This window comes from Streptomyces sp. NPDC097595, from assembly GCF_044761525.1.
Lineage (GTDB): Bacteria > Actinomycetota > Actinomycetes > Streptomycetales > Streptomycetaceae > Streptomyces > Streptomyces drozdowiczii_A.
The window spans coordinates 143,495-155,732 of the sequence record NZ_JBIWCN010000006.1; the positions used below are offsets into that span (position 1 = coordinate 143,495).

Consider the following 12,238-nt stretch of genomic DNA (forward strand, 5'->3'; position numbering starts at 1 on the left):
CGCGCCGGACGGGCCGTCCCCCAGCGGCCCGTCCGGCCCCGCACACCCCCGTACCCCTCCTAGGAGAGCCCTAGTGAAACGTCCGTACCCGCGCGTGCCCGCACGCAGAACGGCGACCGCCGTCGTCGCGGCCGCCCTGTGCGCGGCCCTGGTGCCCGCGCTGCCCGCCGCCGCGGCCCGGCCGCCCGCCGCGCCCTCGGACGCCAAGCTGGCCGCCCAGGCCACCCGGCACGACCTGACCCGCGAGCAGTTCTACTTCGTGATGCCCGACCGGTTCGCCAACGGCGACACCCGCAACGACCGGGGCGGACTGACCGGTTCGCGCCTGGAGACCGGCTACGACCCCACCGACAAGGGGTTCTACCAGGGCGGCGACCTCAAGGGGCTGACCGACCGGCTCGACTACATCAAGGACCTCGGCACCACCGCCATCTGGCTCGCGCCCATCTTCAAGAACCGGCCCGTCCAGGGCACCGGCAAGGACGCATCGGCCGGCTACCACGGCTACTGGATCACCGACTTCACCCAGGTCGACCCGCACTTCGGCACCAACGCCGACCTGACGAAGCTGATCGACAAGGCCCACCGCAAGGGCATGAAGGTCTTCTTCGACGTCATCACCAACCACACCGCCGACACCGTCGACTACGCCGAGAAGACCTACGGCTACAAGTCCAAGGGCGCCTACCCCTACCTCGACCGCGACGGCCGCCCCTTCGACGACGCCGCCGGCATCGCGAAGGTGGACGCCGACTCCTTCCCGTACAAGCCGGTCAGCGGCGGCGGCAAGACGCCGTCCTGGCTCAACGACCCGACGATGTACCACAACCGGGGCGACTCGACGTACGCGGGCGAGTCCACCACGTACGGCGACTTCTCCGGTCTGGACGACCTGTGGACGGAGCGGCCCGAGGTCGTCTCCGGCATGGAGAAGATCTACGAGAAGTGGGTCCGGGACTTCGATATCGACGGGTTCCGGATCGACACCGTGAAACACGTCGACATGGACTTCTGGACCCAGTGGGCCACCGCGCTCGACGCCTACGCGGCCGAGCACGGGCGCGAGGACTTCTTCATGTTCGGCGAGGTCTACTCCTCGGACACCGCCGTCACCTCCCCGTACGTCACCCGGGGCCGGCTGGACGCCACGCTCGACTTCCCCTTCCAGGAGGCGGCCCGCCAGTACGCCTCGCAGGGCGCCCCGGCCTCCAAGCTCGCCGCCGTCTTCGGCGACGACTACCGGTACACCACCGACAAGGCCAACGCCTACGAGCAGGTGACCTTCCTCGGCAACCACGACATGGGCCGCATCGGGACCTTCCTCAAGCAGGACAACCCGGAGGCCGGTGACGCGGAGCTGGTGAAGCGCGCGGAGCTCGCCAACGAGCTGATGTTCCTCGGCCGGGGCAACCCCGTCGTCTACTACGGCGACGAGCAGGGCTTCACGGGCGCGGGCGGCGACAAGGACGCCCGCCAGACGATGTTCGCCTCGAAGACCGCCGACTACCTGGACGACGACGAGCTGGGCACGGACCGCACCCACGCCTCCGACGCGTACGACGAGACCCACCCGCTCTACCGCAACATCGCCGCCCTCTCGAAGCTGACCCGGGACAACCCGGCGCTCCGCGACGGGGTCCAGACCGAGCGGTACGCCGAGGGCCCGGTGTACGCCTTCTCGCGCACGGAGGCGAAGCGCGGCACCGAGTACGTCGTCGCCACCAACAACGGCACCACCGCGAAGACCGTCGAGCTGCCCACCGGATCCGCCCGCATGGATTTCCGTACGCTGTACGGCGGCAAGGGCACCGTCCGTAGCGGCGCCGACAAGAAGGCCACCGTCACCATTCCGGCCCTGTCGAGCCTCGTGCTCCGCGCGGCCAAGCCCCTCGCCGCTCCCGTCGCCAAGCCCTCCGTCACCCTGAAGGCCCCCGGCGCGGGCGCCACCGGCACCGTCGAGCTGACCGCCGACGTGGACGGCGGCTCGCTCAACCGGGTCGTCTTCGCCGCCCAGACCGGCAACGGCAAGTGGACCACGCTCGGCACCGCGGACCATGCCCCGTACAAGGTCACCCAGACGCTGAGCGACAAGACGGCCGCCGGAACGCCGCTGCGCTACAAGGCCGTCGTGGTGGACCGCACCGGCCGCACCGCGAGCACCACCGCCTCGTCCACCGCCGGCCAGGCACCCGCCCCCGCCAAGCCCGTCGCGGTCGAGCGGGACTACGCCGTCGTCCACTACCGGCGCGCCGACGGCGACTACGACGGCTGGCAGGTCAAGTCGGGCGAGACCACCGCCGCGTTCGCCGGGCGTGACGCGTACGGCGCGTTCGCGTGGATCAAGGTGCCCGAGGGCGCCGCCACCGTCCCGTACACCGTCGAGAAGTCCGGCACCGCCGAGGGGCCCGAGCGCTCCGTGGACCTCGCCAGGACCGGTGAGGTGTGGATCGCGCAGGGCGAGGACGGCCAGGCGGAGACCGCGCCGGACGGGGCCTACCCGGACCAGGACAGGACCAAGGCAGTCCTGCACTACTACCGCGCCGACGGCGACTACGACGGCTGGGGGCTGCACACCTGGACCGGCGCCGAGGAGCCCACGGACTGGGCCAAGCCGCTCCAGCCCGTGAAGAAGGACGCCTCCGGGCTCACCTTCGAGGTCCCGCTCACCGACGGGGCGACCTCGCTCAGCTACATCCTGCACCGGGGCGACGAGAAGGACCTCCCCAGCGACCAGTCCCTCGACCTCGCCACGTACGGCCACGAGGTGTGGATGCTCGGCGGCCAGGCCGGCTACCTGCTCCCGCAGGCCGGCGGCGTCCCGACGCCCGACCTCACCAAGGCCGAGGCGCAGTGGATCGACGCCGACACCGTCGTCTGGAAGGTGAAGGCCACCGAGGCCACCAGCCAGCAGCTCGTGTACGCCGAGAAGGGCGGCATCACCGTCGAGGACGGCGCCCTCAGCGACGAGGGCCAGTGGCTGCGCCTCGCCCCGTCCGCGCTGACCGACGCCCAGAAGGCGAAGTACCCGCACCTCAAGGACTACCCCGCCTTCACCGTCGACGCCCGGGACCGCGACCGCGTCCGCGAGGCGCTGCGCGGCCAGCTCATCGCCACCCAGCGCGCCGCCAACGGGGCCCTGCTCGCCGCCACCGGGGTGCAGAGCGCCGGAGTCCTCGACGACCTCTACGGCGCGAAGGCGAGCGGCGCCGCGCTCGGCCCGGTCTTCCGCCACGGCATCCCCACCCTCTCGGTCTGGGCGCCCACCGCCCGTACCGTCGCGCTCGAACTCGACGGGAAGACCGTGCCCATGCGGCGCGACGACCGCACCGGCGTCTGGTCCGTCACCGGAAAGAAGAACTGGACCGGAAAGCCCTACCGGTACGCCGTGAACGTCTGGGCGCCCACCGTCCAGAAGCTCGTCACCAACAAGGTCACCGACCCCTACTCCACCGCCCTCACCACCGACTCCGCCCGCAGCCTCGTCGTGGACCTGGAGGACCCGAAGCTCGCCCCCGAGGGCTGGGACACCCTGCGCAAGCCCGCCGCCGTGCCGCTGCGCGACGCGCAGATCCAGGAGCTCCAGATCCGCGACTTCTCCGTCGCGGACCCCACCTCGAAGCACCCCGGCGAGTACCTGGCCTTCACCGACACCCGCTCCGACGGGATGAAGCACCTCAAGCAGCTCGCCGACGCCGGGACCAGCTACGTCCATCTGCTGCCCGCCTTCGACATCGGGACCATCCCCGAGAAGAAGAAGGACCAGCAGAAGCCGGCCTGCGACCTGTCCGTCTACGGCCCCGACTCCGCCGAACAGCAGGCGTGCGTCGCGAAGGCCGCCGCGAAGGACGCCTTCAACTGGGGCTACGACCCGCTGCACTACACCGTCCCCGAGGGCAGTTACGCCTCCGACCCGGACGGCACGAAGCGCACCGCCGAATTCCGGCAGATGGTCCAGGGCATCAACGGCGCCGGACTGCGGACCGTCATGGACGTCGTCTACAACCACACCGTCGCCTCCGGGCAGGACGCCAAGTCCGTCCTCGACCGGATCGTGCCCGGCTACTACCAGCGGCTCCTGGAGGACGGCACCGTCGCCACCTCCACCTGCTGCGCCAACACCGCCCCCGAGAACACCATGATGGGCAAGCTCGTCGTGGACTCGATCGTCACCTGGGCCAAGGAGTACAAGGTCGACGGCTTCCGCTTCGACCTGATGGGCCACCACCCCAAGGCCAACATCCTGGCCGTCCGCAAGGCCCTCGACGCGCTGACCACCGCCAAGGACGGCGTGGACGGCAAGAAGATCATCCTGTACGGGGAGGGCTGGAACTTCGGCGAGATCGCCGACGACGCCCGCTTCGTCCAGGCCACCCAGAAGAACATGGCCGGCACCGGCATCGCCACCTTCTCCGACCGGGCCCGCGACGCCGTACGCGGCGGCTCCCCGTTCGACGAGGACCCCGGCGTCCAGGGCTTCGCCACCGGCCTCTACACCGACCCCAACACCTCCACCGCGAACGGCACGCAGGCCGAGCAGAAGGCCCGCCTGCTGCACTACCAGGACCTGATCAAGGTCGGCCTCACCGGCAACCTCGCCGACTACACCTTCACCGACACCACCGGGAACACCGTCAAGGGCTCCGGCGTCGACTACAACGGCGCCCCGGCCGGCTACGCCGCCGCACCCGGTGACGCCCTCGCCTACGCCGACGCCCACGACAACGAGACCCTGTACGACGCGCTGGCGTTCAAGCTCCCGGCGGGCACCCCGGCCTCCGACCGGGCCCGCATGCAGGTCCTGGCCATGGCGACGGCGACCCTCTCGCAGGGCCCCGCGCTCTCCCAGGCCGGCACAGACCTGCTGCGCTCCAAGTCGCTGGACCGCAACTCCTTCGACAGCGGCGACTGGTTCAACGCCCTGCACTGGGACTGCCGGGCCGGCAACGGCTTCGGGCGCGGACTGCCGCCGGCCGCGGACAACGAGGCCAAGTGGCCGTACGCGAAGCCCCTGCTGACCAACGCCGCGGTCAACCCGGGCTGCGCACAGATCAACGGCGCCTCGGCCGCGTACCGGGACCTGCTCACCATCCGCACCACGGAGAAGGACTTCGACCTGGCCGGCGCCGCCCAGGTGCAGTCCCAACTCGCCTTCCCGCTGTCCGGCAAGGACGAGACCCCCGGCGTGATCACCATGCGCCTCGGCAAGCTCGTCGTCGTCTTCAACGCCGCGCCCGGTACCACCACCCAGAAGGTGACCGCGCTGGCCGGGAAGGACTACGCCCTGCACCCCGTCCAGGCGAAGGGCGCGGATTCTACCGTCAAGAAGTCCTCGTACGAGCGGAGTTCGGGCAGCTTCACCGTTCCGGGACGCACGGTGGCGGTGTTCACCCTGCGCTGACCGCCACGGGACTACCGTATGGGCAGCCGCCCGGGGGTTTAGGGCCTTTCGTTTGGATCAGGCTGGGCTCGCGGGGCGTGGCACGCGTGTCTGCGGCGTTGTCGTCGGTTGCCAACGCTCCGCGTTGTCGCCCTCCTCCGCCTTGCAGCCACACGCACCACGCCCCGCTCCCTGATCCAGCCTGATCCAAACGAAAGGCCCTAGCTCCACACACCCCCGGGCACGCCTTTCCCTCCACCTGTGCAGCGACGGTGACGATGGCCAGCAACCTCCCCGAGGAGACCACCAGCTTTGTCGGACGGACGGCCGAGCTCACCGGGCTCGAACACGCCCTCGCCACCGGCCGGCTGACCACCCTCACCGGCACCGGAGGCGTCGGCAAGACCCGGCTCGCCCTCCGCGCCGCCCGCCGCGCCGCCCCCGGCCACCGCGACGGCGTCCGGTGGGCCGACCTCGCCCCGCTGCACGACGACGAACTCCTCCTCGCCACCGTCTCCGACGCGGTCGGCCTCAGCGACCACACCCTGCGCCCGCCCGTCGACGTGCTGTGCGAATGGCTCGCCGACAAGCAGCTCCTGCTCGTCCTGGACTCCTGCGAGCACCTGCTCCCCGCCTGCGCCCACCTCCTCGGCGAGATCCTGACCACCTCGCCCGGGCTCACCGTCCTCGCCACCAGCCGCCGCCCCCTGAACCTGCGGGGCGAACAGCTCGTGGAGGTCGACCCGCTGCCCGTCGACGGCGCCGCCGACGCCCTCACCCTCTTCCGGGAACGCGCCACGGCCGCCGCCCCCGCCACCCCGTTCCGGGAACCGGGCACCGCCGAGGCCGCCGCCGACATCTGCCGCCGCCTCGACGGCATCCCGCTCGCCATCGAGCTCGCCGCCGCCGCGGTCGGCCGGCAGAGCGTCCAGGACATCGCCCAGCGCCTCGGCTCCCGGCTCGACGCCTTCGCCGACACCACGCTCCGCCCGGTCCGCCACCGCACCCTGCGCACCACCATCGGCTGGTCGCACGAGCTGTGCACCCCGCTCGAACGGCTCCTGTGGGCCCGGCTCACCGTGCTGCGCGGCGACTTCGAGGAGGACACCGCCGTCACCGTCTGCGCCGGCGGCCCCCTGACCGAGGACGGCGTCCGCACCGCCCTGCGCGGCCTGGCCGCCCAGTCCGTCGTCACCCGCGAGGGCACCCGCCACCGCATGCTCGACACCCTGCGCGAATACGGCCGCATGTGGCTCGTGGAGCTCGGCGAGGAACGGGCCGCCGCCGACCGGCACGCCGCCTGCTTCCTGCGCCTCGCCCGCAACGCCCACGCAGGGTGGACCGGCGACGACCAGATCCTCTGGTACCACCGCATCGCCGACGCGCACGCCGACCTGTGCGCCGCGCTCGATCACCTCCTCGACCACGACCCCGCCGCCGCCCAGGAGATGGCCGGCCGCATCGGCTTCTTCTGGTGCTGCTGCGGCCACCTCCCGCAGACCCGGGGGTACGCCCAGCGCGCCCTGGACTCCGGACCGGCCGGCGGCCCCCACCGCACCCGGGCGCTGTGGGTACTCGGCATCTGCGTCCTGCTCCAGGGCGACTACCCGGCCGCCGAGCGCATCGGCCGCGAGTGCGTCCGCGAGGCCGCCGCCGACGGCACCGACGAGGGCATCCTCGCCGCCGCCTATCTGCGCGGGCTCACCCACCTGATGACCGGCGAACCCGAGAAGGGCCTCCGCGAGGCGCGGCGGGTGCTCCGGACCACCGCGTCCGGGACCCGGCTCGAAGCGGCCTACCGGCTGCGCTGCCACCTCATCACCGTCTTCGCCCTCACCGGGCTCGGCCGCCTTGAGGAGGCCGCGTCGGCCGCCGTGGTGCTGCGGGCGGCCTGCGAGGCCCAGGACGAGTGCTGGACCCGGTCCTACGTGGACTACCAACTCGCCCTGATCGCCCTGCTCCAGGGCCGCGCCGAACCCGCCGCCGCGCACGCCCGGGCCATGCTCGCCGGCAAGCACCGGCTCCGCGACCGCTTCGGCATCGCGCTCGGCCTGGACATCCTGGCCGCCGCCATCGCCGCCCAGGGCGAGGGCGCCAGGGCCGCCCGCGTCTACGGCACCGGACAGGTCTACTGGCGCATGGTCGGCCACCCCCAGCGCGGCACCCCCGAGCTGGGCCCGGTCCGCGAGACCTGCGAACGGCGGGCCCGGGAGGCGGTCGGCGACGCGGCGTACCGGCGCGCCTTCGAACAGGGCCGGGCGGACAGCGCGGAGGCGGGCCTCGCCCTGGCGCTGCACGGGGAACTGCTCACGTAGCGGATATCTGTTGTGCGCCTCGGCCCGTACGGGAAGGCTGGACGCCGTCCGCCCACTCTCCGCCTCCCCTGGAGCCCGTCATGCCGCAGATCACCGTCGACTACTCCGCCGAGCTCACCGACGCCTTCGACCGCCCCGCCTTCGCCCTCGCCCTGCACCCCGTCGTCGCCGAGACGGTCGACACCAAGATCGCCGCCTGCAAGACCCGCTTCCGGCGGGCCGAGGAGACGGTGGTCGCGGACGCGCCGGGCGGTGACGTACTCGTGCACGTGGACATCTCGCTGCTGCCCGGCCGCACCCCGAAGACCAAGGCCCGGCTCACCGAGGCCGTCCTGGAGCTGCTGCGCGCCCACCTCGGCACGGTCACCGGCCCGACGCCGCACCTCTCGGCGGAGGCCCGGGACCTCGACCCGTCCTACCGCAAGATCTGACCGGCCCGGGTGCAACCCGGCGGGCGGACCACGGCACTTACCGGGTGAGACCGTCTCCGGAAGGAACCACCCTGTGCTGACGTACAGCCGCCGCTCACTGCTCCACGTCGCCGCGGCCACGGCCGCCCTGACCGTCGCCCTGTCCGCGCCCGCGCCCGCCGCCGCGCAGGACGGGGCCGGGCGCACCTGGGCGGGCGAGGCGGCACCGTACAGCGACGCCACACTCCTCGACCTCGCGGACGTGGGGCGGGGGAGGACCTGGGCGGCCGGGTTCACCATCCGCACCGAGGGCCAGGTGACCCGCTTCCGGCCCGTCGTGGCCGAACGCGCAGCGCCCGGGGCGGCGTGGACGCCCATGCCGTCGGCGACCACGGCCGCCGGTGAGGTCAGCAGCCGGGTCAACGCCATGGACGCGAACGGCGGCCGTGACGTGTGGCTCGTCGGCGACGACTCCGCCGCCCTGGACGGGAAGGTGTACACCCAGCACTTCGACGGCAAGCGCTGGCAGGTCGTGCCGGTGGACCTGCCGGAGAAGGCGGATGCCGGCTCGCTGCTGGACGTGGACGCCCGGCCGGGAGGCGCCTGGGCCGCCGGGATCGCGCAGATCGAGGTCTCCCGCACCTGGAACGAGGCGAAGGGGACCTGGAACATCCAGTACCGCAACGCCGGGATCGTCCGCCACTTCGACGGGACGGCCTGGCGTGACGTGCCCCTCCCCGAACTGCCCGGCGACTACTGGTACCTGAACGGGGTCCAGGCGGTCGCCGACGACGACGTCTGGGCGACCGGCTACGACGGTGACACCGGCAGCCCGCTGCTGCTGCGCTACGACGGCGCCTCCTGGCAGCGGGTGGACGCCCCCGGCGTCACGGACCTCCCCGGCCAGGCCCAGAAGCTCGCGGTGTCCGAGGACGGCACGGTGTGGCTGGTCGGCGAGGACTGGTCGCCCGAGGACGGATCGACGCGCGCCCTGGTCGCCCGCCACGACGCCACGGGCTGGCACCGGCTCGCCGTGCCGGACGTGCCCGCCCGGCTCTTCGGCGTCACCGCACGCCCCGGGGGCGGGATCGCCGTCGTGGGCCAGACCCTCGGCGAGCGGCGCGACGCGCTGGCGTGGGCCTGGCAGCCCGGGAGCCGGAACCACTGGAAGGACCTGGCACTTCCGCAGCCCGTGGCGGTGGACCCGGCGGCCCCCGTGGAGAACTTCGCGAACGCGGTGACCGGGGGCCGGGCAGGGCTCACGGTGGTCGGCACCTCGACCGCCGAGGGTGCGGAGCCCCAGCCGTTCGTGTCCGTACGGTCCGGCGGGCGCTGAGACCCGGGTCCTTAAGGCAACCGCTGCGCCGGCACCGCCGGCACGGCGGGCGCCAGCGACGAGAGCCGGGTCAGCAGGTCCCCGAACGGCCCGTCCGCCGGCTCCTGCGCCAGCACCCGCAGCACGATCCCCGCCATCTCCTCGTCGTACGCCGCGCTCACGGCGGCCAGCGCGGCGAAGTCGTGCACGAGCTGCAACTCCAGCTCGGCCCGGGGCACCCGGCGCCCGTCCAGCCAGAGCAGCGCCGTCGACTCGGCGAGCGACACCCAGGACCGTACGACCAACTCCAGCCGGGCCGGAGGCTCCTCGACGTCCAGATGGGCCAGGATCTGTTCGCAGGCGGCCAGGCGCACCCCGTCGATCATGGCGTTCGCCGTGGACGAGCCCACCGCAGGACCGCCCCGCATCAGCGCGGCGAACCCGGGCCCGTGCTCGTCCACGAAGTCGAAGAACCGGCCCATCACCCGCAGCAGCCGGGCGCCGAGCGGCCCTTCGCGCGGCTCCATGAACCGGGCCGCGAGCTCGTCGGCCGCGCGGCGCAACGCCGCCTCGTACAGGCTCTGTTTGCCCGGGAAGTAGTGGTAGACCAGGGGCCGCGAGATCCCGGCCGCCGACGCGATCTCATCGATCGACACCTCGTCCGGCGCCCGGTGGCTGAACAACTCCAGCGCGACGCCGATCAGCTGCTGCCTGCGCTCCTCGACGCCCATCCTGCGCCGCACCCCGGTCGTCATGCCCCCCAGCGTACCGACCGGTGGGTCCGGCCGGTTCAGAGGTCCAGCACCAGCCGGCCGCCGCCCCGGCACCGGGAGACGCAGATGAGCATGGAGTCCGCGCGCTCCGCGTCCGTCAGCAGGTCGTCGCGGTGCTCCACCTCGCCCGCCAGGACGCGCTGTTGGCACGTGCCGCAGAAGCCCTGCTCGCAGGAGTACGTGACATGCGGCAGTTCGGCGCGCACGGCGGCCAGCACCGACTGGTCCGCCGCGACCGGGACCGTGAGCCCCGAGCGGCGCAGCTCCACCTCGAACGGGGCCGCACCGGCCGGGTCCGGGCCCGCCGCCGTGAAGCGTTCCAGGTGCAGGGTGCAGCCGGGCGGCAGCGCGGCGGCGACCGCGTCCATCAGGGGCTGCGGGCCGCAGCAGTGGACCGCCGTGCCCTCGGCCGCGTCCGCGAGGGCGGCGTCGAGGTCCGGGTGGCCCGCCTCGTCCTGCGGGATGACCGTGACCCGGCCCCCGTCGGCGCCCAGCTTCTCGACCTCCTCCAGGAACGGCATGGTGTCCCGGCTCCGGCCCCCGTACAGCAGCCGCCAGTCGGCGCCCTCGGCGGCCAGCCGGCGGGCCATCGGCAGGACCGGGGTGATGCCGATACCGCCGGCGATCAGGAGGTGGGCGGGGGCGGCGGCGAGCGGGAAGCGGTTGCGCGGGCCGCGCACCTCGACCTCGGCGCCCTCGTGGAGCGCGGTGTGCACCTCGCGGGAGCCGCCGCGCCCGTCCTCGACGAGCCGCGCGGCCACGGTGTACGCGCCGCTGTCGGCCGGGTCCCCGCACAGCGAGTACTGCCGGACCAGACCGGAGGGCAGCACCAGGTCCAGATGGGCGCCGGGCTCCCAGGCGGGCAGGTCCGGCCCCTCCAGGCGGAGTTGGACGACGCCCTCGGCGGGGCTGGTCCGCCCGGTGACCAGCAGCCGCCGGCCGGTGGTCGAACGGCGCGTGTTCCGGCCGGATACGGGCTCGTCCAGCGCGGGCATCGGCCACAGCGGGGACGTGGCGATGCGCCGGCGCAGCGCCCGCCGGGCGAGCAGCACGGCTCCGGCCGCCACGGCGACCGTACGCAGGCGGGGGAGGGGCAGGGAACGTGGCATGGTCAGCGGGCTTCCGTCGTACGGGCCTCGGCCGCGACGGCGGCGGGCGAGCGGGTGAGGTAGTCGACGGCCTGGGCCGTGCTGCCCTCCTGCGAGGGGTGGTACGCACGGCTCAGATAGCGCGGGATCGACCGCAGCATGGACGGGGTGCTGGGCAGGGTGCCGCGCCGGCCGCTGCGGTAGAACTGCCCGAAGGACGCCTTGCCGTCCAGCAGGCTGGGGTCGTTCTCCATGAAGAACCGGGTGCCGCGCTGCCAGAGGAAGAGCAGCGCCGAGAACGCCGTCGCCCAGGTCCGCACCCGCCGCCGGTACCCGCCGTCGACATGCATGAACACGTCGAACGCGACCGAGCGGTGCTCGACCTCCTCGGCACCGTGCCAGCGCAGCAGGTCCAGCATGGTCGGGTCGGCGCCACGCCGGTCCAGCTCGTCGGCGTTGAGTATCCAGTCGCCCAGGAACGCCGTGTAGTGCTCGATCGCCGCGATCGTCGCCACCCGCTCCAGCAGCCACCACTCGCGCGCCCGGCCCGGCGGCAGGGTCTTGTCGCCGAGCAGCTTCTCGAAGAGCCAGTCGACCTGCGCGGTGTACGGAGTCGGGTCGAGCCCCAGCTCCTTGAGGTGCGGGAGCACGTCGTCGTGGGCCTGGGAGTGCATCGCCTCCTGGCCGATGAAGCCGATGACGTCCTGCCGCAGCTCCTCGTCGTGGATGTACGGGAGCACCTGGCGGTAGACGTGGATGAACCAGCGCTCCCCGGCGGGCAGCAGGAGGTGGAGCACGTTGATGGTGTGCGTGGTGAACGGGTCGCCCGGCACCCAGTGCAGGGGCGTCCGGTCCCAGGCGAAGCTGACCCGGCGGGCCTTGAGAGCGGTCCGCTCCGACGCGACCGCCGCTGGCTGCGTGTTAGACATGTTGTCAAAATACTGAGCGGTAGGCCCGGGC

General features: G+C 72.9%; 7 protein-coding genes. 4 read left to right on the plus strand and 3 right to left on the minus strand.

The window, feature by feature from the left end:
- Positions 1-73 precede the first annotated feature (73 nt).
- The 4 genes from pulA to ACIQZN_RS12150 all read left to right on the plus strand — a co-directional run bounded on the left by pulA (position 74) and on the right by ACIQZN_RS12150 (position 9,438).
- The gene (gene pulA, locus ACIQZN_RS12135) at positions 74-5,398 is read left to right on the plus strand and encodes a pullulanase-type alpha-1,6-glucosidase (protein ID WP_403991220.1); all 5,325 of its coding nucleotides are present in this window, start codon (positions 74-76) and stop codon (positions 5,396-5,398) included.
- 257 nt (positions 5,399-5,655) lie between these two features.
- Complete coding sequence (locus ACIQZN_RS12140) at positions 5,656-7,692, plus strand: ATP-binding protein (RefSeq protein WP_403991223.1); 2,037 nt, start codon at positions 5,656-5,658, stop codon at positions 7,690-7,692.
- An 80-nt stretch (positions 7,693-7,772) separates the two neighbouring features.
- The gene (locus ACIQZN_RS12145; protein WP_403991225.1) at positions 7,773-8,123 is read left to right on the plus strand and encodes a 5-carboxymethyl-2-hydroxymuconate Delta-isomerase; all 351 of its coding nucleotides are present in this window, start codon (positions 7,773-7,775) and stop codon (positions 8,121-8,123) included.
- Between the two features lie 73 nt (positions 8,124-8,196).
- Complete coding sequence (locus tag ACIQZN_RS12150; protein WP_403991228.1) at positions 8,197-9,438, plus strand: hypothetical protein; 1,242 nt, start codon at positions 8,197-8,199, stop codon at positions 9,436-9,438.
- An 11-nt stretch (positions 9,439-9,449) separates the two neighbouring features.
- Here ACIQZN_RS12150 and ACIQZN_RS12155 read toward each other — a convergent pair whose 3' ends face one another.
- Genes ACIQZN_RS12155 through ACIQZN_RS12165 form a run of 3 tightly spaced genes read right to left on the minus strand, consistent with a single transcriptional unit; the run spans position 9,450 to position 12,207 of the window.
- A complete protein-coding gene (locus tag ACIQZN_RS12155; protein ID WP_403991231.1) occupies positions 9,450-10,172 on the minus strand; it encodes a TetR/AcrR family transcriptional regulator in 723 nt (240 codons plus the stop codon).
- 35 nt (positions 10,173-10,207) lie between these two features.
- Positions 10,208-11,299: a PDR/VanB family oxidoreductase gene (locus ACIQZN_RS12160; RefSeq protein WP_403991234.1), complete on the minus strand. Its 1,092-nt coding sequence runs from the start codon at positions 11,297-11,299 to the stop codon at positions 10,208-10,210.
- A 2-nt stretch (positions 11,300-11,301) separates the two neighbouring features.
- Entirely contained in the window at positions 11,302-12,207 is a 906-nt protein-coding gene (locus ACIQZN_RS12165; RefSeq protein ID WP_403991237.1) for a metal-dependent hydrolase, read from the minus strand.
- Positions 12,208-12,238 lie beyond the last annotated feature (31 nt).

Excerpts from the sequence above, each read along its gene's own strand:
- ACIQZN_RS12140 (WP_403991223.1), top strand. The coding sequence starts at position 5,656 with ATGGCCAGCAACCTCCCCGAGGAGACCACCAGCTTTGTCGGACGGACG.
- ACIQZN_RS12145 (WP_403991225.1), top strand. The coding sequence starts at position 7,773 with ATGCCGCAGATCACCGTCGACTACTCCGCCGAGCTCACCGACGCCTTC.
- ACIQZN_RS12155 (WP_403991231.1), bottom strand. The coding sequence starts at position 10,172 with ATGACGACCGGGGTGCGGCGCAGGATGGGCGTCGAGGAGCGCAGGCAG.
- ACIQZN_RS12160 (WP_403991234.1), bottom strand. The coding sequence starts at position 11,299 with ATGCCACGTTCCCTGCCCCTCCCCCGCCTGCGTACGGTCGCCGTGGCG.
- ACIQZN_RS12165 (WP_403991237.1), bottom strand. The coding sequence starts at position 12,207 with ATGTCTAACACGCAGCCAGCGGCGGTCGCGTCGGAGCGGACCGCTCTC.